This is a genomic window from Pseudomonas sp. B21-017 (assembly GCF_024749245.1).
Classification (GTDB): Bacteria; Pseudomonadota; Gammaproteobacteria; order Pseudomonadales; family Pseudomonadaceae; genus Aquipseudomonas.
The window spans coordinates 313,020-334,494 of the sequence record NZ_CP087194.1 but is presented as its reverse complement, the minus strand read 5'-3'; the positions used below and the strand labels follow the sequence as shown (position 1 = coordinate 334,494).

Here is a 21,475-nt window from a genome sequence, read left to right as displayed (position 1 = left end):
TTCGCTCGGAAATCAGTTTTTCTCGAGCGCCCACAGGTCGCTTTCGATGCTTTCGAACCTCTCTTTGAGGTGCGTCTGCACATCGAAAATCGCCCTGTTGTAATAGTGCGGAGCAATTTCGCGGGTAAACAGCTCAAGGATTTCAGCCGCTTCGAACGAACCCAGGTCCAGTTCGAAGCGGTCCTCCATGAAGCGCTTGATCTTGTGATTGGCCTCGCTCTCCTGCTCGGGAGTGAGGGTCAGGATCGGCGGCTTCTTCTTGGCAGCCATTTACCAGCGGCCATCCCACGCGGCGAAGTTCTGCAGCAATTGCAGGCCATGGGTGTGGCTCTTCTCCGGGTGGAACTGCACGGCGAAACGCGAGCCATCGGCCAGCGCGGCGGCGAAATCGACCCCGTAATGACCGCTACCGACCACCTGCCGCGCATTGCCGGCAGCGATGTAGTAGCTGTGCACGAAGTAGAAGCGCGCCAGGTCCGGAATGTTGTGCCACAGCGGGTGAATCACCGTCTGCTTCACTTCGTTCCAGCCCATGTGCGGCACTTTCAAATGTTCGCCGTCTTCGTGCAGATCCTTGCCGAAGAACTTCACCTGGCCTGGAAACAGACCGATGCAGTCGACGCCATCGTTCTCTTCGCTGCTGTCGAGCAAGGCTTGCATGCCCACGCAAATGCCAAGGAACGGACGGTCCTGGCTGACTTCACGCACCAGCGAATCGAAGCCCAGGCGACGGATCTCCGCCATGCAATCGCGAATCGCGCCGACGCCGGGGAATACCACCCGGTCGGCTTCGCGAATCACGTCGGCATCGCTGGTGATCAAGACCTTGCCGGCGCCGACATGCTCGAGGGCCTTGGCCACCGAGTGCAGGTTGCCCATGCCGTAATCGATAACCGCGACCGTCTGCATTACAGAACGCCTTTGGTCGAAGGCATTTGCCCGGCCATGCGGTCATCCAGCTCCACGGCCATGCGCAGCGCACGGCCGAAAGCCTTGAACACGGTCTCGATCTGGTGGTGGGTGTTGTGCCCACGCAGATTGTCGATGTGCAGGGTGACGTTGGCGTGGTTGACAAAGCCCTGGAAAAACTCCTGGAACAGGTCAACGTCGAAGCCGCCGACGGTAGCGCGGGTATACGGAACATGCATCTGCAGGCCAGGACGGCCGGAGAAGTCGATCACCACACGCGACAACGCTTCATCGAGCGGTACGTAGGCGTGGCCGTAGCGACGGATGCCTTTCTTGTCGCCGATGGCTTTGGTGAAGGCCTGACCCAGGGTGATACCGACGTCTTCCACCGTGTGGTGGTCGTCGATATGCAGGTCGCCCTTGCTGACAATATCCAGGTCGATCAGCCCGTGACGGGCGATCTGGTCCAGCATGTGCTCAAGAAAAGGCACACCGATATCAAATCGGGCCTTTCCGGTGCCATCCAGGTTGATCGAGGCTTTGATCTGGGTTTCCAGAGTGTCGCGCTCGACAGACGCCATACGTTCGGCCATCACCAGCTCCGCAAAAAATCATTGGGGCGAAAAAGGCAGCCATTATAGGGTCGCGGGCGCTAAACAGAAACACGGGAGGTGATATCACTGACGGAGTGAACCCCGTGCTGTCGGGGATAGACATGTCCGTACAAGCATCTCAGGACCACTGATCGCTCACACGCAGAGCGTGTGAGCGATCAGCTACAGGGGTGATGCGTCTACTTAGTGGAAGAGGACAGCCGTTTTCTGCAGGGTCACCCAAACACCCCACGCCAACGGAATCCCTACCACCAGCCACGCAGCCACCGCCAATGGTTTGGTGCCCGCATCCGCTTTCCACTCCAGCACGGTGCTGGCGTCAGCACCCTTGTCATGGCCCAGCGCCTGTTCGGCGGCCAGTTCGGCGTCGGTCATGAAGTACTTGTCCGCCACCGGGCGCACCAGCAGGTTGCAGATGAAACCCAGCACCAGCAGGCCCGCAAGGATGTACAAGGTGATGTCGTACGCTGCGGCACGTTCAACACCGATGCTCAGCTGATATTCACGCAGGTAGTTCACCAACACCGGCCCCAACACACCCGCCGCCGCCCAGGCTGTCAGCAGACGACCGTGGATCGCGCCGACCATTTGCGTACCGAACAAGTCCGCGAGATAGGCAGGAACAGTCGCAAAACCACCGCCGTACATCGACAGGATGATGCAGAACGCCGCCACGAACAGCGCAACGCTGCCCAAGTGACCGAGGTTCGGGATCAGCGCGTACAGGGCGAAACCCAGGGCGAAGAACACAAAATAGGTGTTTTTGCGACCCAGGTAGTCCGAGAACGAAGCCCAGAAAAACCGGCCACCGATGTTGAACAGGCTCAGCAGACCGGTGAAACCGGCAGCAATGGCGGCGATCGAGGCCAGTTGCGAAGCGTCCAGTTGACCGAACGTCAGGTCGTTGCCAAGCAATTTACCGGCGAACACTTCCTGCAACAGCGGCGAAGCCATGCCGAGGATGCCGATACCCGCCGACACGTTCAGGCACAGCACCAGCCATACCAGACGGAATTGCGGGGTTTTCCACGCCACATTCACGTGGACGTGCCGGTGAGTGATCATCGCGTTCGAAGCTTTTTTCGCCGGAGCCGTCCAGCCTTCAGGCTTCCAGCCGGTTGGCGGAACGCGGTAGGACAGTGCGCCACCGATCATGAACACGAAGTAGATCGCGGCCATCACCAGGAAGCTCTGCCATACACCGACGCTGGTTGGCGAAGCAAAGTGGCCCATCAGGGCCGCAGCCAGTGGAGCGCCGACCATCGCGCCGCCACCGAACCCCATGATTGCCATGCCGGTCGCCATGCCGCGTTTGTCCGGGAACCACTTGATCAGGGTCGAGACCGGCGAGATGTAGCCCAGCCCCAGGCCGATACCGCCAATAACCCCGGAACCGATCCACATCAGCCAGATCTGGTGGGTATAGACCCCCAGCGCCGAAATCAGCAGACCGCCACACCAGCACAGTGCCGATACAACGCCCGCCTTGCGAGGACCTGCGTGTTCGAGCCAACCGCCCCAGATCGCTGCCGAGCAACCCAGGAAGATGAAGAACAGGGTGTAGATCCAGCCGAGCATCGAGATCGGCCAGTCGCATTGCGACGAAAAGACCTGAGCGATGAAGCTCATGTCCGGCGCGCAAGCCACGGCTTTGGTGACGCCCAGGGCCTTGGACAGTGGCAGCCAGAACACCGAAAAGCCGTAGGCCATGCCGATGCAGAGGTGGATAGCCAGAGCGGCCGGTGGTACAAGCCAACGGTTAAAACCGGGCTTGGCGATGATGCGTTCCTTGGACAGGAACGCGGGCCGGTCGGCAAAGCCGTCCGCCGTGATGCTCGTAGTCATGGTGTTTCCCCCAATTATTAGTAGGGTTCGCCAGCCGCTCCTCACCCCCAGCCTTTATGCACGCAGACATGACTGTTTTTAGGTGAAGCTTCATTTTGGTGCGACATCACGTCGCAGAAGGACGGACGAACGGGCAGAGGTTACCATTTGCACGTGACAGAAAAACCAAACTGATATCACGTTTTGTATGTCATCCGATCTCGTACCACTGGATGAACATTGTTTTCACGGGGAATGGCTCCGTTTAACTTCACAGGAATTTCCATGCCGATCATTGTCGAGCTGCTGAACCAGGTCACTTATCAGGATCAGCAAGATCTGCAGAAGATCTACCGCGATGCCCCGAGCTGGCTGTTTGCGCCGTTTACAGGGGATGCTGAGCTAATCGAAAGCTGCTTGCGGGACGGCTCGCTGGTCGCCGGACGCTTCAACGATCGGTTGCTGGGCGCAGCACGTCTGCAACGGCACCATGACACCTGGCATTTGTCCCATTTATGCGTACGAAAAATCACCCGCCGCCGTGGTGTTGCCGAGCGCCTGGTAAGCGAAGCGCAGAAAATGGCGGTGCAATCGGGCGCGACATTGCACCTGCTGGCGCCCGCCGGGCACCTAGAAGCCCAGGCGCTGGCGGCTAAGCTGAAAGTGCCGCTGGATGTGCTCCCGACATGATCGCTGACCGGGCGGCCACTTCGGGGCGCTATACTCCCCGGCTAAATTTCGAATTCGACTAATACAAGGACTCGCCCATGAAAGCGTTCGGCAAAATCCTGGGTCTGGTACTTCTCGGGCTGTTGCTGATCATTGTGGCGCTGGGCTTTGCCCTGACCCACTTCTTCGATCCCAACGACTACAAAGACGAGATTCGCCAGATAGCCCGCGACAAGGCCCACATCGAGCTGACGCTCAATGGCGATATCGGCTGGAGCCTGTTCCCCTGGCTGGGCCTGGAATTGCACGAAGCCAGTGTGGCGACCCTGGCCAAGCCCACCGAGCCGTTTGCTGACTTGCAGATGCTCGGTCTGTCGGTCCGCGTGATTCCGCTGCTGCGCCGCGAAGTGCAGATGAGCGATGTGCGCGTCGAAGGCCTGAACCTGCGCCTGAACCGTGACAAGGACGGCCATGGCAACTGGGAAGACATCGGCAAGGTGCCGGCACCTGCGGCTGCGACGACCTCGACCACAACGCCCGCCACCACCGGCGAACCCGCACCAACGACCACCGCCCAGGCCGAAAAACCGGCTCAGCCGGTCCGCCTGGACATCGACAGCCTGACCGTCAACAACGCCCGCGTTGAGTACAGCGACGAAAAAACCGGCAAGCAGTTCAGCGCCGAAAGCATCCAGCTGAGTACTGGCCCCGTCCATGACTCGACCAACATCCCGGTCAAACTCACGGCGTTCCTGGGCACCAACCAACCAGTTCTGCGGGTGCGGACCGAGCTGGCTGGCGAGCTGCGCTTCGAGCGAGCGCTGCAACGCTACAAGTTCGAAGACATGAAACTCTCCGGCGAAGTCGCTGGCGATCCGCTGCAAGGCAAGACCATGACCTTCGCCGCTCAAGGTCAGTTGCTGCTGGACAAAGCCGCCAACGTCGCCGAATGGACTGGCATCAAGATCTCCGCCAACCAGTTGCGTGCCTTGGGTGAACTGAAAGCCAACGACCTCGACAAGACCCCGCAAATCAGCGGCGGCCTGTCGATTGCCCAATTCGACCTGGCGAAATTCGTCGACAGCATCGGCCAGAAACTCCCGGCGATGGCCGAAGGTAGCCTGAGCAAAGTTGAACTGGTCAGCCAGGTTGCCGGCACGCCGACCAGCCTGTCGCTCGATAACATCAACCTGAAACTTGATGACAGCAACTTCAGCGGCCGCATCGCCATCGAAGACTTCGCCAAGCAATCGCTGCGGGCAACCCTCAAGGCTGACACCTTCAACGTCGACCGTTACCTGCCGCCGAAATCCGCCGAAGCCAACAGCGCAACTCAGGTACGCAAGGCCGAAGTGGCCAGCACCGAGGCCGATGCCCTGGCCGGCCCTGGCAGCACACCGCTGCCGCCATCACCGACCAAAGGCCCGTGGAGCAGCGACCGCTTGTTCCCGGTGGAGCGCCTGAGCAAACTCGACGTGGACGCCGACCTGACCTTCGGCCAACTGACCCTCGACAAACTGCCGATCCAGAACGCGGTGCTCAAGGCCAACGGCCAGGGCGGCCTGCTGACCCTGGAGAACCTGCGCGGCGATCTGTACGACGGTAACTTCGAAGCCAAGGGCACCCTGGATGTGCGCCAGCAAGTGCCGACACTGAACATGCAGACGCGCATCAACAACGTGCCGGTGGAGAAAATCCTCGAGGGCCAGGGGAAAAATCCACCGGTCAAAGGCCAGGTCACGCTCAACAGCACCCTGACCGGCAGTGGCAATAGCGAGAGCGCGCTGATCGACAGTCTCAACGGCAACGCCAGCTTCGTCATCAACAACGGCATGCTGCTCAATGCCAACCTTGAGCAACAACTGTGCAAAGGCATCGCCACCCTGAATCGCAAAACCCTCAGTGGCGAACCACGGGGCAAGGACACGCCCTTCGAGGAGCTCAAGGGCAACCTGACTTTGCGCAACGGCGTGGCCAATAACCCGGACCTGAAAGTGCGCGTCCCAGGCATGACCGTGAACGGTAACGGCGACATCGACCTGCGGGTGCTGGGCATGGATTACCGCCTGGGCATCATCGTCGAAGGCGACAAGAGCGACATGCCGGACCCGGCTTGTCAGGTCGGCGAGAAATTCGTCGGCATCGAATGGCCGCTGCGCTGCCGTGGCCCGCTGGAGTTGGGCGCCAAGGCTTGCCGCCTCGACAGCGAACGCATGAGCCAGGTCGCCAGCAAACTGGCCGGCGAGCGCATCAGCGAAAAAATCGACGAGAAGCTTGGCGATAAAGTCAGCCCGGAACTGAAAAACGCGCTCAAGGGGCTGTTCAAGCGATGAGAGCCGAGCAGTTTTCAACGGCCGTGCTGGATTGGTACGACCGCCATGGCCGCCACGATTTGCCTTGGCAACAGGGCATCACCCCTTATCGGGTGTGGGTCTCGGAAATCATGTTGCAGCAGACCCAGGTCAGCACGGTGCTGAACTACTTCGACCGGTTCATGGCCTCGCTGCCAACCGTCGAAGCCTTGGCCGCAGCACCGGAAGACGAGGTACTGCACCTGTGGACCGGCCTCGGTTACTACACTCGCGCGCGCAACCTGCAAAAGACCGCGAAGATTGTGGTCGCCGAATATGGCGGCGAGTTTCCCCGTGATGTGGAAAAACTCACCGAGCTGCCGGGTATCGGCCTGTCCACCGCCGGGGCGATTGCCAGCCTGAGCATGGGTATCCGCGCGCCGATCCTCGACGGCAACGTCAAACGGGTGCTGGCGCGCTTTACTGCGCAAGAGGGTTATCCGGGCGAGCCGAAGGTCGCCAAACAGCTGTGGGCGAACGCTGAGCGCTTCACGCCGCATGATCGGGTCAACGCCTACACCCAGGCGATGATGGATCTGGGCGCCACGCTCTGCACCCGCAGCAAGCCGAGCTGCCTGCTCTGCCCACTGAAAAAGGGCTGCGAAGCACACATGCTCGGCCTGGAAACCCGCTACCCGATCCCCAAGCCACGCAAAGCGGTGCCACAGAAGCGCACGCTGATGCCGATGCTCGCCAACGGCGACGGCGCGATTCTGCTTTACCGACGCCCTTCCACAGGCCTGTGGGGCGGTCTCTGGAGCCTGCCGGAACTCGACGACCTCGACGACCTGCAACATCTGGCTTCGCAGCACTCGCTGGAACTGGGCAGCCAGCAGGCACTGCCGAGCCTGGTGCACACCTTCAGTCACTTTCAATTATCCATCGAACCCTGGCTGGTGCAGGTCCAGGAGGCCGGCCATCACGTGGCCGAGGCCGACTGGCTCTGGTATAACCTCGCCACCCCGCCGCGCCTGGGCCTTGCCGCCCCGGTCAAAACCTTGCTCGAGCGCGCGGCCGCCGTATTGAACGCAGGAGAGTCGTCATGACCCGCACCATCATGTGCCGCAAGTACAAAGAAGAACTGCCCGCCCTGGAGCGCGCTCCATTCCCGGGTGCAAAAGGTCAGGACATTTTTGATCACGTCTCGGCCAAGGCCTGGGCCGACTGGCAGAAACACCAGACCCTGCTGATCAACGAAAAACGCCTGAACATGATGAACGCCGAAGACCGCAAATACCTTCAGGGTGAGATGGACAAATACTTTTCCGGCGAGGAATACGCCAAGGCTGAAGGCTACGTTCCACCTGCTCAATAATTGATCAAAATTCGGGGTCGGCACGTAAGCGACGGTAATAATTAAATATTTTTTGAAAACTTGCTTGACGACCCCCTGAAAAACCCGTTTAATGCGCCCCGTTGCCCAGATAGCTCAGTCGGTAGAGCAGGGGATTGAAAATCCCCGTGTCGGCGGTTCGATTCCGTCTCTGGGCACCAAATACCGAAAACCCTGAATCGCAAGATTCAGGGTTTTTTTATGCCTGCGATTTAATCGGACATCACGCAAGCCACCTCTCCTGACTAGTTTTGACCGCCCCAGTGGAAAACCAGATTGCGAGCGGCACCACTGCCTACATCCGCTGTATCACGCCGCACCTCACCTTTATGCGTGGCGATAACGGTGTACTTGCCGGCAGGCAGCTGAACGTAAACCAACGGTCCAGCCTCACTCAGTGTCAGCACGGTCTGCCCTGCGGCTTTCTGAATAACCAGATCCACATCGGGAACGTATTCGTCCTGAGGCCCGGTGGAGAATGTCATGTGCAGGTTGTAGCCCTTGGTTTGCTGAATGGCTTTAGCCTCGTCCTCTCCAACCCCCCCGGACAGGTAGGTAATCCCGTTTTGTTGTTGCTGCTGGACTTGCACGGCCGAGCTGTCAATTGGCTCAAGGCTGGCGGCGTTAAGCGCGATTGGCAACAGCAGTACGCCGACAGCGGCGATGGGCAGCATGAATGAATGGACGTACTTCATGATGGCGACTCCCGGGTTACGTAGAACCCACTCGTTACTCCTTTTAGATTTATCGCCGAATACTCAAGTTTTAGATCGATTCGGAATTGGGTTCACTGCGAATCGGACTACACGATTTGCTCCTCAAGTACGAGCTGTAGTCGGTGGTGTCCTGCAAGACGAATCCGGTAATTCCTTCCGACTTATCAGCAGCGCCCGGCATCCTCGACTATCGCTCTCCTGCCATCCTCTTGCGTCTTTTTCCAGCTGCGGAAGATGTCATGAGCCACCTCGAACCCGATAACACTCAAGAACCAAAAATGGCTTCACTGCTCGGCAGTCTGGGCGAGCTGATCCGTGAAGCGCGCCAAAAGGTGCTGCGCGCGGTCGATACCGTTCAGGTGCAAACCTGCTGGCAGATCGGCCGGCATATCGTGGAGTTCGAGCAGGAAGGGGCTCGGCGGGCGACTTATGGCAAGCAGCTGCTGTCGACACTGGCGCATACACTGACAGCGGAGTTTGGGAAAGGCTTCGACGCCTCTAATCTCCGTTACATGCGCCAGTTCTATCAAGCATTCCCGATTCGTGACGCGCTGCGTCACGAATTGAGCTGGACCCACTACCGCAGGCTGCTGCGAGTCGACAACGACAACGCTCGCCACTGGTACATGAACGAATCAGCGCTCCAGAACTGGTCAAGTCGCGCCCTCGAGCGTCAGATCAACACCCTCTACTACGAGCGCCTGCTGGCGAGTCGCGACCAGTCTCCCGTCAAACAGGAAGCCGCCATCAACATCCAGCAAATGAACGCCAGCCCTCGGGATTTCATCCGGGATCCGGTGCTGCTCGAGTTTCTCGGCCTGCCCAATGCAGGCCGGGTTCAGGAAAGCGATCTTGAGCAAGCACCCCCGATAAGCGCGGGCAGATTGTTCATAAACGGCATGACGACTATGGTGAGTAACTCGTCGCAAAGGTTCAAAGCCGATGAACTTACAGGACATGCCCTCACTGGCCCCGACGCAACTCGAGTTGCCGTTGCCCACCCGCACACCTGGCGAATCCTTCAGGGAGCCCGCCGCCGATGGCTTCCTCCTTGGCGGCTTCACCTGGCGACACCCCCATCAAGACCCAACTCGCCCGGTGGTTATCGTCAACGCTGCCACCTCTGTCCGTTGCCGACACTATTCGCGCTTCGCCGATTACCTGTTCGCCAACGGCTTTGACGTGATCACTTATGACTACCGTGGCATCGGCGAGTCGCGTCCCGCATCACTGAAAGGGCTCGAGGCCTCATGGTCCGACTGGGGCGCGCTGGATTTCGAGGCGATGCTGCAAAGAGCGCAACGCGAGTTTGCAGGACAACCCATCAATGTCGTCGGCCACAGCTTCGGCGGCTGTGCTGCGGGGCTGGGGGCCTCCGGGCATTTGATCCGACGCCTGGTGACAGTGGGCGCGCAGTTCGCTTACTGGCGCGACTACGCCCCCGCTCATCGCTGGCGGATGTTCGCCAAGTGGCACGTGGTGATGCCGTTGATGACGATGCTTTGCGGCTACTTCCCCGGCAAACGCCTGGGTTGGCTCGAAGACACCCCCGCCGGCGTGGTTCGCGACTGGAGCACGCCCAGCAACCGATATGAGAAACGCCCCAGCGGTCGCCTCATCCACGCCAGAACCGGTCGACTGCCCTTCGCCAACGTCAGCGCACAAACCCTGGCCATCAGCCTCAGCGACGATCCCTACGGCACGATTCCAGCCATAGAACGCCTGCTTGGCTACTTCACCGGCAGTACAAATACCCACCTGAGAATCACACCTGAGGACATCGGCGAAGAAGAAGTCGGACATTTCGCCTTTTTTCGCAGCGCATACCAAGCCACACTATGGCCCATTGCATTGTCCTGGCTGCAGACCGGCGAGCTGGCCCCCGATACACCCGGGCGGCGAGTGCCACGCAACTGATTGATGCACCCTCTCAACGAAATACGGAACGACGCCCATGGCCTCCGCCAACAAGCAGAACAAACGCGCCTCCCGCGCCAAAGCCAAGGCCAAGCAGAACCGCACCCAGCGGGCCGCCGCGCCGGTCGAGCTGGACCCGAACGACGATCGCATCGACTTCGAATCGGTGGACCTGACCGAACTGTTCAAAAAAATGATCGACGCCGAAAAGTCCAGTCAGCAGGCCATGTGCACAGCCTTCCTTGAAGACCCGTTGCTGGAGTTGGTGTACGAACAGGAAGGCGAAGAAGGCGCGATGGACTTCATCCTCGCGGCGCTGATCGAATACCGCCAATGGTCCACCGAGACCGACGAAGCAGGCGCCCTGGCGTGGATCGAATCCCCAGCCTTCCAGGCTGATTACGTGGCGGCGTCCGACGCCATCGCGGCCCAAACCCAACAGAAAACCCACTGAGTTCCCATGGCATCCCTGAATAAGCAACAGAAACGCGCCAAACGCGCAAAGGCCAAAGCCAAACAGATCCGCATGGTCGGCAGAAAGCCTGCCGATCTGAACGATGACCTGGGTGAGATCGGCGAGCCGATCCCGGAATACACCCTGGCGATGTTCAGCAAAATGCGTGACGCCGAAGCCTCCAGCCGCAACGACATGCTGCTGACCCTGCTGTCGAACCTCGCCGGCATCATCAGCGACCATCCAGAACTGCTGGACATGGAAAACGCCGACAACGAAGCCATGGCCGCCACGCACCTGGCCGCCGACATGCTGATCGACTACCGCATGTGGGCCGATGGCATGGACCGCGATACCGCCCAGGCCTGGCTGACCGATCCGCAATTCATCACTGACTTTGGCGATGCGCTGGACAATTATCGTCAGTCGCTGGATGCGCAGGAAGAAAAGGGCGAGTAGACACGTCTCCTCTTCAGAACTAAAAACGGCCGCGTGTCATCACTGACAGCGGCCGTTTTGCGTTACGCAGTACGGATCAGCTCAGCACCACAGCGCCCAGTTTCTGCAGCTTGCGACGACGCGCCACAAACAAACCGGCAGCCACCACCAACACGCTCAGCAAGCCAGTCGCGAGGATCTCCACGCGATGCGCTTCCTGGAACAGCATGATGGTCAGGGCGGCGATGATGAATACGATCACCGCGTAGGTCAGACCCGGGAACAGCCACATGCTGAAGGCGATTTTTTCACCACGAGCCATGCGCTGTTTGCGCATACGCAGTTGCGAAAATGCAATCACCAGGTACACCAGCAACGCGATGGCGCCAGAGCTGGCCAGCAGGAATTCGAACACGGCAGCCGGGGCCACGTAGTTGGCGAAGACTGCAAGGAATGCCGCAGCGGTCGACAGCATCACGGCCCAGTAAGGTGTGCCGCTGCTATTGGTGCGCTGGGAAACGGCCGGCGCGTCGCCGCGTTTGCCCAGCGAGAACATCATCCGCGAAGCGGTGTAGAGCGCGGAGTTCAGGCAGCTGGTGACCGCGACCAGAACCACGATATCAACGATCAGCTTGGCATTCGGGATCCCCATGCGCTCCAGCACGGTCTGGTAGGAACCGACGCTGGCCAGAATCGGGTCGTTCCACGGCACCAAGGCCACAACGATGAAAATGGAGACGAGGTAGAACAAGCCAATCCGCCAGATGACCGAGTTGGTGGCCTTGGAGATCTGCTGGCCAGGGTTCTTCGATTCCGCGGCCGCGATGGTCACGATCTCGGTGCCCATGAAGGAAAACATGGTGGTCAGAATGGCGCCGAGCACCGCGCCCATGCCGTTTGGCAGGAAGCCTTGAGTGTCAAACAAGTGCGACACGCCGCTGACCTGGCTGGTGGGCAGGAGGCCGAAGATCGCCAGAATGCCCAGACCGATAAAGCCGATGATCGCCACGACTTTGACCAGGGCGAACCAGAACTCGAACTCGCCATAGTTCTTCACGCTGAACAGGTTGGTCACCGTCAGCAGTAACGTGATGACCAAGGTGAAGGCCCAGATCGCCACGTTCGGGAACCAGGCATGCAGAATGGTCGCCGCAGCGTTAGCTTCCAGCGGGATGACCAAAACCCAGAACCACCAGTAGAGCCAGCCGATGGTGAAACCGGCCCAGTGACCGATCGCACGATCGGCATACGTCGAGAAGGAGCCTGTATCTGGCGATGCAACGGCCATCTCGCCGAGCATGCGCATGACCAGAACCACCAGCGCACCGGCGGCAGCGTAGGCCAACAGCACGGCCGGGCCTGCAGCGGCGATGGCGTGGCCGGAGCCGACGAACAGGCCGGCACCGATAACCCCGGCGATCGACAGCATGGTCACATGACGCGGTTTAAGCCCCTGTTCGAGGCCATTGGAGCTTTGCGTACTGCTCATTGAAACTACCTTTGCCTGGAAATCGATTCAGTCCACCCTGCCTGAAAATCCCTTCTCGTAAAAAGAATCCAACAGAGTGTTCCTTATTCTGCACGCAATAATTGCGCCAAAATGTTTCACGCCCCCGGTATACGCGGCCTGTGCGCCGATGGAGCGCTTATCGCAAGTCATTGAGATTAATGGCATTTGGCCAGAGCGTTACCTTGCCACCCACTTCAGGAACGAATCCATGCACCGGAAACACACCCAAAAAGGCAGGCGCGCACAATAAAAGTGCAGATCAGGAACGTTTGGCCGGTTAGCGCTTCCAACACCCCGCCAAAGCTGGCAACATCGCGCCTTTTTTTACGGGACAGCCGGACCACATCGGGTTCAAACGGCTGTTCGGTTGATAGCAGCGCGACAGTCTGCTGTACCGATGCGACAACCTGCCACACGCCATCCGTTTACCGTCCCGAGCGCTGTTGGCTGCCATTCGAACGCTATGCTAGCTTGGCCGCCTCGCCAGGAAGGCGACCAACAGCAGGAGCGCAACACACTATGAGGAACGCACATGGCTGAGGCCACGCCCGCGCTTGAAATCCGCAACTTGCACAAACGCTACGGACAGCTTGAGGTGCTCAAAGGCATCTCGCTGACCGCCCGCGACGGCGACGTGATCTCGATCCTGGGCTCCTCCGGTTCCGGCAAGTCCACGTTCCTGCGTTGCATCAACTTGCTGGAAAACCCGCACCAGGGCCAGATCCTGGTGGCCGGCGAAGAACTCAAGCTCAAGTCCGCCAAGAACGGCGAACTGGTCGCTGCCGACGGCAAACAGATCAATCGCCTGCGCAGCGAGATCGGTTTTGTATTTCAAAACTTTAATCTCTGGCCGCACATGACCGTGCTCGACAACATCATCGAGGCCCCGCGCCGCGTACTCGGTCAGAGCAAGGCCGAGGCCATCGAAGTCGCCGAAGCCCTGCTGGCCAAGGTCGGCATCGCTGACAAGCGCCACGCCTACCCCGCACAACTCTCCGGCGGCCAGCAGCAACGCGCGGCCATCGCCCGTACCCTGGCGATGCAGCCCAAGGTGATTCTGTTCGACGAACCCACCTCCGCCCTTGACCCGGAAATGGTCCAGGAAGTACTTAATGTCATCCGCGCATTGGCCGAAGAAGGCCGCACCATGCTGCTCGTGACCCATGAAATGGGCTTCGCCCGTCAGGTTTCCAGCGAAGTGGTGTTCCTCCACCAAGGCTTGGTAGAAGAACAAGGATCGCCGCAGCAGGTGTTCGAAAACCCGCTTTCGGCGCGCTGCAAACAATTCATGTCCAGCAACCGCTAACGGAGCTACCCGCATGCAGAACTACAAAAAGATCTTCCTGGCTGCGGCCGTCACCCTGGCCTTCAGCGCCGGTGCCGCCGCCGAGACCTTGAAGATGGGCATCGAAGCGGCCTACCCGCCGTTCAACAATAAAGATGCCAGTGGCAATGTCGTCGGCTTCGACAAAGACATCGGCGACGCCTTGTGCGCCAAGATGAAAGTCGAGTGCACCGTGGTCACCTCCGATTGGGACGGCATCATCCCGGCCCTGAACGCCAAGAAATTCGACTTCCTGATCTCCTCGATGTCGATCACCGATGAGCGCAAGCAAGCGGTGGACTTCACCGCACCGTACTACTCCAACAAACTGCAGTTCATTGCCAAAAAAGACGTCGACTTCAAGACCGACAAGGCTTCGCTGCAAGGCAAGGTGATCGGGGCCCAACGCGCGACCCTGGCCGGCACCTGGCTGGAAGACAACATGGAAGGCGTCGAAGTCAAACTCTACGACACCCAGGAAAACGCTTACCTTGACCTGACTTCCGGTCGCCTGGACGGCATCCTGGCCGACAAGTACGTCAACTATGAGTGGCTGAAAAGCGACGCCGGCCGTCCTTACGAATTCAAGGGTGACCCGGTTGAAGAAAGCGACAAGATCGGTATCGCCGTTCGCAAGAACGACCCGATCCGCGAGAAGCTGAACGCTGCGCTGAAAGAAATCGTCGCTGACGGCACCTACAAGAAGATCAACGACAAGTACTTCCCGTTCAGCATCTATTGATTCTGACCTGCCTGACCGGCGCCGTTCGCTGACGGCGCCAGTCCTTGGCATTGCCTGCCGCGATTTGAAAAGAAATCCATGATTATCGACCTCTACGGATTCGGCCCGGCGCTCGCCGCTGGCGCACTGATGACTGTGAAACTGGCACTCTCGGCCTTGTGCCTGGGGCTAGTGCTCGGTCTGCTCGGCGCCTTGGCCAAGACTTCCCCGTACAAGCCGTTGCAATGGCTTGGCGGCACTTATTCAACGCTGGTTCGCGGCATCCCGGAATTGCTCTGGGTGCTGTTGATCTACTTCGGCACAGTCAACCTGATGCGTGCGCTGGGTGAGTTCTTCGGCAACCCCGAGCTCGAACTCAACGCCTTTGCCGCCGGCGTGATTGCACTGGGGCTGTGTTTCGGCGCCTATGCCACGGAAGTGTTTCGCGGGGCGATTCTGGCGATTCCCAAAGGTCACCGTGAAGCCGGTGTGGCCCTGGGCCTGTCGAAATTCCGCATCTTCACCAAGTTGATCATGCCGCAGATGTGGCGCATCGCCCTGCCGGGCCTGGGCAATCTGTTCATGATTCTGATGAAAGACACTGCGCTGGTATCGGTCATCGGCCTTGAAGAAATCATGCGTCACGCGCAAATCGGCGTGACCGTGTCCAAGCAACCGTTCACCTTCTATATGGTGGCTGCCTTCATGTACCTGGGCCTGACCATTCTGGCCATGACCGGCATGCACTTAATGGAACGACGCGCCGCTCGCGGCTTTGCGAGGAGCACCCAATGAATTGGGAAGTCATCATCAAGTGGCTGCCAAAACTGGCGCAGGGCGCGACGCTGACCCTGGAACTGGTGGCCATCGCCGTGATTGCCGGGTTGCTGCTGGCAATTCCGCTGGGCATCGCTCGTTCATCGCGACTCTGGTATGTGCGGGCATTCCCCTACGGCTACATCTTCTTTTTCCGTGGCACGCCGTTGCTGGTTCAGCTGTTCCTGGTCTACTACGGCCTGGCGCAGTTCGATGCGGTGCGTAACAGCTCGATGTGGCCGTACCTGCGCGATCCGTTCTGGTGCGCCACCGCGACCATGACCTTGCACACCGCGGCCTACATCGCCGAGATCCTGCGTGGCGCGATCCAGGCGATTCCACCGGGCGAGATCGAAGCGGCGCGGGCGCTGGGCATGTCCCGGGCCAAGGCGTTGTTCTACATCATGCTGCCACGTGCTGCGCGTATCGGCCTGCCGGCGTACAGCAACGAAGTGATCCTGATGCTCAAGGCCAGTGCCCTGGCCAGTACCGTGACCCTGCTGGAGCTGACCGGCATGGCCCGCACCATCATTGCTCGCACCTACCTGCCGGTGGAGATCTTCTTCGCCGCAGGCATGTTCTATCTGCTGATGGCTTACGTGCTGGTGCGCGGCTTCAAGCTGCTGGAGCGCTGGTTGCGCGTCGATGCCTGCCAAGGGCGTTGATGCCAGCGTGCTGACGGGCGAGACCCTGCTCGCCCGCTTCGCTGCGCTGGATGCTTTTCTGATCGAGCATCAGGCGCTGTGGAAGCCCCGACCGTTTACCCATCTGCAACTACCCTGGGAAGCGTCCTACCCGGAACTGGCGTTGTGGCTACGCGGGCGGTCGCTGGAAGATGCGGAAAACAGTCATAACCAGCCTGGCTGGCTCGATGCGCCGGAGCCGTTTGCTTCATTGGCAGCGATGTCTCTTGAGCTGAGTGCGGTAGGTGAATTGCCGGCTCGTGCACTCGAAGCGGCGGGCCATCGGTTGAATGTGGATGTGCCAGGGCGCAAGTGGCAGCAGATTGAAGCGTTCGCCGGTTGCTTGCAGTTTGCCCGTGCACCGACGCATTGGCTGGACTGGTGTTCGGGCAAGGGCCATTTGGGGCGACGCCTGCTACAAATCGGTCAACAATTGACCTGCCTGGAATACGACCCGACGCTGGTCGCCAGCGGCCAGGCACTCAGCCAGCGCCATCAAATGCATGCGCTGCATGTCGAACAGGATGTACTCGCGCCTGGCGCAGCCTCTTTATTGAATGCCGATCACACACCCGTAGCGCTGCACGCCTGCGGGGATCTGCATGTGCGACTGATCCAGCTCGCCAGTGCCGCCGGTTGCAAACAACTGGCCATCGCACCGTGCTGCTACAACCGGATCAGTCTGAACACCTATCGGCCACTTTCCTGTGCGGCCGAGCGCTCCAACCTACACCTTTCCCTCGATGATCTTGCGCTGCCGATGAGCGAAACCGTCACCGCCGGCGCTCGCGTCCGACGCCAGCGCGACACCTCCATGGCCCGGCGCCTGGGGTTCGACCTGCTGCAACGGCAACTTCGCGGTGTCGACGAATACCTGCCCACCCCTTCCCTGCCCAGCGCCTGGCTGGACAAACCCTTCGCCGATTACTGCCGCGATCTGGCCGCACTCAAAGACTTATCCACAGTCGGCACGCCAGATTGGACCGAACTGGAAGCCGCCGGTTGGCAGCGACTGGCCGAAGTGCGCAACCTGGAGCTGCTGCGAGGCCTTTTCCGACGGCCTCTGGAGCTGTGGCTGGTACTCGATCGGGCACTTTTCCTCATTGAGCAGGGTTATGTCGTTCGTCTCGGCACCTTCTGCGAATCCCCACTCACACCGCGCAATTTCCTGCTCCTGGCAGAGCGCCCTTAAACAGCCGCAACCTGTGGATAACTCTGTTGATGGAATTATCGTGGATCCAATATCCACGCTGTTTTACGCCTAAAACACTACTGGTCATTTTTTGTTCACAAAAATAAAAAACCCGTAAAACAGGTATTTGCGGACAAATGAGAACGAGTCCACAAAAGCGCAATGATCAAGCAGATTCCGCCAGCCCGTTGTGCATAAGCATTAAATCAAAACGACATAACCGCCGAATTCCGGACATCACGGGCGGAAAATTGCGCCTTGTAATCCCCCTTGCTATACACGCATACGAAGGCGCCGACAGTGCGGCCAAGAACAAGAAAAATCTTCGACCGTGACGTTCTGCAGAGGCCATCAATTCAGCCACCCCGTCACCAACACCAAAAACCACCTCCCCGCCGCCCTGCAACGCGCTGAACACGCCGAAGCGCAACTGCGGGCGATGCAAAACAGCCGAGCCTGGCGCACCCTGCAGAAACTCAAGAAAGTACTGCATCGCGCCTGACCGAAAGCCTGCGCAAAAATAGTCTGAATTCAGGGGTTTACAGAACCAACCCAATCGCTATAATCGTCGCCCTGACACGCCGGTATAGCTCAGATGGTAGAGCAACTGACTTGTAATCAGTAGGTCCCGGGTTCGATTCCTGGTGCCGGCACCATACAAAACGAAGGCCCGCAGAAATGCGGGCCTTTGTTGTTTCTGGCATCCAGAAATCCAGTTACTACCAACAGCCTACATAGATACCGTCTTACCCCTCACCTGCACCAAAATCTGGCTACTCTCCTACCCGTTACAATTTCACTTCAGCGTGACGTTGACGACCTGCTCCAGCGACTTAAAATGCAGCCCTAATACACCCGCCAAGCCTAGGTTGACCCAGTCAGCAAGCTCAAATCGTGCGGGTTTTCTTTGCCTCGAGAAAACTACATGAGGCCCTTCGACAAGCCAGTCCTCAATGTAGGGCATCAATTTGAGCTGCCAAGCAACGAGGCTCGCACGTCGATCTGCCCACTGATGGCCAGACTGGCTGAAGTCGAGATTGCTGGTACTCAAATCGATTCGTTACCAGTAAGAGCTGACAGGGTCTGAATCCTATTCGGGGTTGATCCGGCGGCGCAGAACCTCATCAGTCGTGTTTACTCAGCGACCTCCAAGATTGACTCGAATCGGGTAACAAACTTTATTTTTCCTGCATGAGAGCCACTGCAAGGCGGGCATCGTGTCGAACTTTTTCAGAATGCTCACGAATAATGCCAGGAATCAAAAAGAGGTCCACTAGCAGCCAGATGCCTGTGACGATAAGAGGAATCAGAGTAAAAAACCCGACGATTGTGATAATCAATTGTGCGACCGCAGTTCCGGTCTTACCGAGATAGAACCGGTGACCACCGAAGCCTCCCAGGAAAAACCACAGCAGATAAGCCACGCCTGTCGATTTTTGAGCATTGGCGACCTTTTGCTCAATTAGCATCTCAGCTTGCAGGGAAGACATGCAGATTTCCTTTCCCGTCAGGGAGTCCGTGTGCCGGGATGACACTAAGGTCAATTGAAGCGCAAGGATGGCATCTTGCAATCAAACATCTGAAATTGAGTGAGCTGGCGTCGGTGTTTTTCAAGGTAATGGGCTGAAGGCAAAACGCGGAGCAACAGAGTAGGCGTACACCCTCAACATCTCGGGGCCACGCGGATCTATTCAAACAGGGCTGCAAAGCCGCCCTGCTTGGATGGACCTCACTTAAAAAAATCTAAAACCCACGCAACTATCTGTGGAAAACCACTGATTTCCACCGGTGGATAATTTCATCCACAGCCGCAGAACTCCCGAAAATTCGAGCCTTGACCCGAATTATCCACAGGCGTAGAAAAGATCGGGCAAAGCGCTGTCGTTGACAGCAACCCAGGTAGCCAGAACCTTTAAGGCTACGCCACCCCGTGGTGGTTCTCCCAAAGTGCGATTAGCATCCGGCGGCTCACACGGTCACAGCGATGTGATGGATGCCTACTTTTACCAATGTGCCCACTGCGGCAACTCATCCCCTTTCATAGCTGCCCTGCAGCAACCTATCCGCTTGGCCATTCCCGTGCGCCAACCTGCGCCCGTCTCTTTCTCCCGGAAAGAGACGGACGCTCCTACCACTGCTGCAGCCCAACTCGTACAAGGCTTTGCGGCATTCCCTCTCGTGACAATCGGCGTGACAAACACCGAAGTCACCAGCAACAGCGATGCAGATGATGGTGCCGCAGCCCACGGATGGACTGCACCTGACTGACAGTCAGGCATGCCCCGGTCATCGCTTCACTGCCTTCACCCGACTCAGGATCTCGCGGCATTGGTCTCGTCAGCCAATGCAGCCTCCACCCGCCCACTTCCTCGGAAGTGCTCAGGAGGCCAGATCATGAGATGCCCAAGCTCCCGGTCGTAAAGAGCCGCCAGTCCCGCGTTAGTGGACAACCCTCACAGGTCGCAGGGGCCTTGATCCCTGATAACACTCAGCATTCTTGGCGGGATGACGTGGGATGGTCGCGTTTATTAAGCGTGTTTGAACGAGTTACGGAGATGGTGAGGTAGCTTGATGCTGGCGAGTTTGATGCATACACAGATTCTTAACTCTCAAATATAACTGGTTTTATATACAGCATTTTGGCGACACTGTTTGACATAAAGTGATATCAAAATGGTTGCGCGGTTCAAGCAATCATGGCCTCATGTACCAATCAACAAGTCATGGATGACATTCTCAGTAATTGTCAGTTATGACCGAACGACGATTGATCATGCTGAGATATATAAATGGCAACATCAAAAACATTTATGGAGAAAACAGCCGCTCCGGGTGCTAGCGCCGGGTTCGACTATCAGTATTATTATTTCCTCTACAAAGTATTAAACCTAAAAAAAGGACAGTCTGTCGGACTAGAGATTAAAGACGATGTCCATACAGATGTTGATGATGACCTACAACTGCTATTCCAACTAAAGCATACGATTCAAAAGCAAGCTGACGGAAGGCCTGTCGCCCTCACCGAACTAGATGCCGATCTTTGGAAAACCTTTCATAACTGGGCAAAAGTGATCTCTGATCCGAATGATGGACGGGCAACCGAAGTCGCCCAGCTAAACTTCATTTCTAGAACTGAATTTCATCTTGTCACCAACAAAAGCACAAGCAGTTCAAACAAGATTGGAAGTCTATTAGTCTCATACCTCGAAGACCATACGCCAGAAAATTTTGAAAAAATCCGACATAGGATCGAAGAGCTCAAGTCGTCAACATCAGACGATTCAATTAAGAGCTATATAAGCACCGTCAGTGACCTTTCTGCATCCGTCAAAAAAGAATTCTTCAAGAAAATACATTTTGAGCTTGCCGAGACAGAGATAATTCAGAAAATTAAAACCACAATTTCTGAAAAATTTATTCCACCCGGAAAAGTTGATGAAGTTTACGACCGACTCAACTCAAACATCCGAGACAGCAATTATATAGCCATATCAAATGGCAAAGCATTCTCCGTACTTTTCGACGACTTCACCGCCAAGTATTGGAAAATATTCCAGGACGCACGAGACAATAAACTTTCCAGCCTTAGATTTGAGCCTGCGCTCCCCGGAGACCTTCTCAGTCAGCCGTTCATTCAACAACTAATCGCGATTGATGACATATATGATCACGAATCTGAGATTATAACGGAATATTCAACCCACAAACTAAGGCTCGCGCGCAGCCTAGACCAGTGGGAACAGAATGGAGAGGTTGTACATGATGAAATACAGGCCATGCATGGGGACGTTCATTTAAGATGGAAAAATAATCACCGCATGGCATATCGAGGCTGTGGTCCTGATGAAATCAAAATTAAGGGGCAGACAATTATTAATATGATGCGTCAGGAAAAATACAAGCTCGGCGGAGACGAACTCAGCACCGAACACTCCAATGGCGAACTGTATGAATTGTCAGACATTGGCCGAATTGGTTGGCATCGGGACTGGGAAAAACTTTGA

Annotated in this window: 21 protein-coding genes, 2 tRNA genes and 2 pseudogenes; 17 read left to right on the top strand and 8 right to left on the bottom strand. The window is 57.7% G+C overall.

The window, feature by feature from the left end:
* Positions 1–12: 12 nt before the first annotated feature.
* From LOY28_RS01525 to LOY28_RS01510, 4 genes are all read right to left on the bottom strand, one after another.
* The gene (locus LOY28_RS01525) at positions 13–270 is read right to left on the bottom strand and encodes a DUF2164 domain-containing protein (protein ID WP_018929213.1); all 258 of its coding nucleotides are present in this window, start codon (positions 268–270) and stop codon (positions 13–15) included.
* On the bottom strand, positions 271–909 hold the full coding sequence (hisH, locus tag LOY28_RS01520; RefSeq protein WP_018929214.1) for an imidazole glycerol phosphate synthase subunit HisH: 639 nt from the start codon (positions 907–909) through the stop codon (positions 271–273).
* Positions 909–1,502, bottom strand: coding sequence for an imidazoleglycerol-phosphate dehydratase HisB (gene hisB, locus LOY28_RS01515; protein ID WP_007939452.1), 594 nt, complete (start codon positions 1,500–1,502; stop codon positions 909–911). Before hisB ends, hisH begins: the two co-directional genes overlap by 1 nt.
* A gap of 204 nt (positions 1,503–1,706) precedes the next feature.
* Positions 1,707–3,368, bottom strand: coding sequence for an OFA family MFS transporter (locus LOY28_RS01510; RefSeq protein WP_018929215.1), 1,662 nt, complete (start codon positions 3,366–3,368; stop codon positions 1,707–1,709).
* Positions 3,369–3,632: 264 nt separating this feature from the next.
* On the opposite strand from LOY28_RS01510, the gene LOY28_RS01505 reads away from it, so the two are divergent.
* The 5 genes from LOY28_RS01505 to LOY28_RS01485 all read left to right on the top strand — a co-directional run bounded on the left by LOY28_RS01505 (position 3,633) and on the right by LOY28_RS01485 (position 7,861).
* The gene (locus LOY28_RS01505; protein ID WP_018929216.1) at positions 3,633–4,037 is read left to right on the top strand and encodes an acetyl-CoA sensor PanZ family protein; all 405 of its coding nucleotides are present in this window, start codon (positions 3,633–3,635) and stop codon (positions 4,035–4,037) included.
* 77 nt (positions 4,038–4,114) lie between these two features.
* Positions 4,115–6,349: an AsmA family protein gene (locus tag LOY28_RS01500; RefSeq protein WP_258612972.1), complete on the top strand. Its 2,235-nt coding sequence runs from the start codon at positions 4,115–4,117 to the stop codon at positions 6,347–6,349.
* Positions 6,346–7,413 (top strand): A/G-specific adenine glycosylase, encoded by a 1,068-nt coding sequence (gene mutY, locus LOY28_RS01495; protein WP_111453941.1) that lies wholly within the window; start codon positions 6,346–6,348, stop codon positions 7,411–7,413. Before LOY28_RS01500 ends, mutY begins: the two co-directional genes overlap by 4 nt.
* On the top strand, positions 7,410–7,682 hold the full coding sequence (locus LOY28_RS01490; protein ID WP_018929219.1) for an oxidative damage protection protein: 273 nt from the start codon (positions 7,410–7,412) through the stop codon (positions 7,680–7,682). The genes mutY and LOY28_RS01490 overlap by 4 nt, the downstream gene beginning before the upstream one ends.
* A 103-nt stretch (positions 7,683–7,785) precedes the next feature.
* A tRNA-Phe gene (locus LOY28_RS01485) sits at positions 7,786–7,861 on the top strand.
* A gap of 84 nt (positions 7,862–7,945) precedes the next feature.
* Here LOY28_RS01485 and LOY28_RS01480 read toward each other — a convergent pair.
* Positions 7,946–8,395 carry a hypothetical protein gene (locus LOY28_RS01480; RefSeq protein WP_018929220.1) on the bottom strand — a complete coding sequence of 150 codons (450 nt, stop codon included), beginning with the start codon at positions 8,393–8,395 and terminating at the stop codon, positions 7,946–7,948.
* A 260-nt stretch (positions 8,396–8,655) separates the two neighbouring features.
* Between LOY28_RS01480 and LOY28_RS01475 the strand changes: the two are divergent.
* The 4 genes and pseudogenes from LOY28_RS01475 to LOY28_RS01460 form a co-directional block, all read left to right on the top strand.
* Positions 8,656–9,279, top strand: a pseudogene (locus LOY28_RS01475) (DUF1016 N-terminal domain-containing protein); the annotation flags it as partial.
* 79 nt (positions 9,280–9,358) lie between these two features.
* Positions 9,359–10,333, top strand: coding sequence for an alpha/beta fold hydrolase (locus LOY28_RS01470; protein WP_258612971.1), 975 nt, complete (start codon positions 9,359–9,361; stop codon positions 10,331–10,333).
* 37 nt (positions 10,334–10,370) lie between these two features.
* Positions 10,371–10,787 carry a hypothetical protein gene (locus LOY28_RS01465; protein WP_019581792.1) on the top strand — a complete coding sequence of 139 codons (417 nt, stop codon included), beginning with the start codon at positions 10,371–10,373 and terminating at the stop codon, positions 10,785–10,787.
* Positions 10,788–10,793: 6 nt separating this feature from the next.
* Positions 10,794–11,246, top strand: a complete 453-nt coding sequence (locus LOY28_RS01460) for a hypothetical protein (RefSeq protein ID WP_018929224.1) — start codon at positions 10,794–10,796, stop codon at positions 11,244–11,246.
* A 76-nt stretch (positions 11,247–11,322) separates the two neighbouring features.
* Here the strand turns inward: LOY28_RS01460 and gabP are convergent, their stop codons facing one another.
* Positions 11,323–12,714 (bottom strand): GABA permease, encoded by a 1,392-nt coding sequence (gabP, locus tag LOY28_RS01455; protein ID WP_018929225.1) that lies wholly within the window; start codon positions 12,712–12,714, stop codon positions 11,323–11,325.
* A gap of 553 nt (positions 12,715–13,267) precedes the next feature.
* Between gabP and LOY28_RS01450 the strand changes: the two genes are divergently transcribed.
* The 7 genes and pseudogenes from LOY28_RS01450 (at position 13,268) to LOY28_RS01420 (ending at position 18,127) form a co-directional block, all read left to right on the top strand.
* Positions 13,268–14,041, top strand: a complete 774-nt coding sequence (locus LOY28_RS01450) for an ABC transporter ATP-binding protein (RefSeq protein WP_018929226.1) — start codon at positions 13,268–13,270, stop codon at positions 14,039–14,041.
* A 13-nt stretch (positions 14,042–14,054) separates the two neighbouring features.
* Positions 14,055–14,801 (top strand): ABC transporter substrate-binding protein, encoded by a 747-nt coding sequence (locus LOY28_RS01445; protein ID WP_018929227.1) that lies wholly within the window; start codon positions 14,055–14,057, stop codon positions 14,799–14,801.
* Positions 14,802–14,879: 78 nt separating this feature from the next.
* Positions 14,880–15,575 (top strand): ABC transporter permease, encoded by a 696-nt coding sequence (locus LOY28_RS01440; protein ID WP_018929228.1) that lies wholly within the window; start codon positions 14,880–14,882, stop codon positions 15,573–15,575.
* Complete coding sequence (locus LOY28_RS01435) at positions 15,572–16,261, top strand: ABC transporter permease (RefSeq protein WP_007897471.1); 690 nt, start codon at positions 15,572–15,574, stop codon at positions 16,259–16,261. The genes LOY28_RS01440 and LOY28_RS01435 overlap by 4 nt, the downstream gene beginning before the upstream one ends.
* Positions 16,242–17,471 (top strand): SAM-dependent methyltransferase, encoded by a 1,230-nt coding sequence (locus LOY28_RS01430; protein WP_258612970.1) that lies wholly within the window; start codon positions 16,242–16,244, stop codon positions 17,469–17,471. The genes LOY28_RS01435 and LOY28_RS01430 overlap by 20 nt, the downstream gene beginning before the upstream one ends.
* A 337-nt stretch (positions 17,472–17,808) precedes the next feature.
* Positions 17,809–17,973 (top strand): annotated as a pseudogene (locus LOY28_RS01425) (FkbM family methyltransferase); the annotation flags it as partial.
* A gap of 78 nt (positions 17,974–18,051) precedes the next feature.
* Positions 18,052–18,127 (top strand) — tRNA-Thr (locus LOY28_RS01420).
* A 140-nt stretch (positions 18,128–18,267) separates the two neighbouring features.
* Here the strand turns inward: LOY28_RS01420 and LOY28_RS01415 are convergent.
* Positions 18,268–18,522 (bottom strand): hypothetical protein, encoded by a 255-nt coding sequence (locus LOY28_RS01415; RefSeq protein ID WP_258612969.1) that lies wholly within the window; start codon positions 18,520–18,522, stop codon positions 18,268–18,270.
* 127 nt (positions 18,523–18,649) lie between these two features.
* Entirely contained in the window at positions 18,650–18,961 is a 312-nt protein-coding gene (locus LOY28_RS01410) for a TM2 domain-containing protein (RefSeq protein WP_192379626.1), read from the bottom strand.
* 1,299 nt (positions 18,962–20,260) lie between these two features.
* Between LOY28_RS01410 and LOY28_RS01405 the strand changes: the two genes are divergently transcribed.
* Complete coding sequence (locus tag LOY28_RS01405; RefSeq protein ID WP_258612968.1) at positions 20,261–21,475, top strand: dsDNA nuclease domain-containing protein; 1,215 nt, start codon at positions 20,261–20,263, stop codon at positions 21,473–21,475.

What these genes read in the sequence shown, in the direction of transcription:
- LOY28_RS01525 (WP_018929213.1), bottom strand. Translation starts at nt 270, where the DNA reads ATGGCTGCCAAGAAGAAGCCGCCGATCCTGACCCTCACTCCCGAGCAG.
- hisH (WP_018929214.1), bottom strand. Translation starts at nt 909, where the DNA reads ATGCAGACGGTCGCGGTTATCGATTACGGCATGGGCAACCTGCACTCG.
- hisB (WP_007939452.1), bottom strand. Translation starts at nt 1,502, where the DNA reads ATGGCCGAACGTATGGCGTCTGTCGAGCGCGACACTCTGGAAACCCAG.
- LOY28_RS01510 (WP_018929215.1), bottom strand. Translation starts at nt 3,368, where the DNA reads ATGACTACGAGCATCACGGCGGACGGCTTTGCCGACCGGCCCGCGTTC.
- LOY28_RS01505 (WP_018929216.1), top strand. Translation starts at nt 3,633, where the DNA reads ATGCCGATCATTGTCGAGCTGCTGAACCAGGTCACTTATCAGGATCAG.
- LOY28_RS01500 (WP_258612972.1), top strand. Translation starts at nt 4,115, where the DNA reads ATGAAAGCGTTCGGCAAAATCCTGGGTCTGGTACTTCTCGGGCTGTTG.
- mutY (WP_111453941.1), top strand. Translation starts at nt 6,346, where the DNA reads ATGAGAGCCGAGCAGTTTTCAACGGCCGTGCTGGATTGGTACGACCGC.
- LOY28_RS01490 (WP_018929219.1), top strand. Translation starts at nt 7,410, where the DNA reads ATGACCCGCACCATCATGTGCCGCAAGTACAAAGAAGAACTGCCCGCC.
- LOY28_RS01480 (WP_018929220.1), bottom strand. Translation starts at nt 8,395, where the DNA reads ATGAAGTACGTCCATTCATTCATGCTGCCCATCGCCGCTGTCGGCGTA.
- LOY28_RS01470 (WP_258612971.1), top strand. Translation starts at nt 9,359, where the DNA reads ATGAACTTACAGGACATGCCCTCACTGGCCCCGACGCAACTCGAGTTG.
- LOY28_RS01465 (WP_019581792.1), top strand. Translation starts at nt 10,371, where the DNA reads ATGGCCTCCGCCAACAAGCAGAACAAACGCGCCTCCCGCGCCAAAGCC.
- LOY28_RS01460 (WP_018929224.1), top strand. Translation starts at nt 10,794, where the DNA reads ATGGCATCCCTGAATAAGCAACAGAAACGCGCCAAACGCGCAAAGGCC.
- gabP (WP_018929225.1), bottom strand. Translation starts at nt 12,714, where the DNA reads ATGAGCAGTACGCAAAGCTCCAATGGCCTCGAACAGGGGCTTAAACCG.
- LOY28_RS01450 (WP_018929226.1), top strand. Translation starts at nt 13,268, where the DNA reads ATGGCTGAGGCCACGCCCGCGCTTGAAATCCGCAACTTGCACAAACGC.
- LOY28_RS01445 (WP_018929227.1), top strand. Translation starts at nt 14,055, where the DNA reads ATGCAGAACTACAAAAAGATCTTCCTGGCTGCGGCCGTCACCCTGGCC.
- LOY28_RS01440 (WP_018929228.1), top strand. Translation starts at nt 14,880, where the DNA reads ATGATTATCGACCTCTACGGATTCGGCCCGGCGCTCGCCGCTGGCGCA.
- LOY28_RS01435 (WP_007897471.1), top strand. Translation starts at nt 15,572, where the DNA reads ATGAATTGGGAAGTCATCATCAAGTGGCTGCCAAAACTGGCGCAGGGC.
- LOY28_RS01430 (WP_258612970.1), top strand. Translation starts at nt 16,242, where the DNA reads ATGCCTGCCAAGGGCGTTGATGCCAGCGTGCTGACGGGCGAGACCCTG.
- LOY28_RS01410 (WP_192379626.1), bottom strand. Translation starts at nt 18,961, where the DNA reads ATGTCTTCCCTGCAAGCTGAGATGCTAATTGAGCAAAAGGTCGCCAAT.
- LOY28_RS01405 (WP_258612968.1), top strand. Translation starts at nt 20,261, where the DNA reads ATGGCAACATCAAAAACATTTATGGAGAAAACAGCCGCTCCGGGTGCT.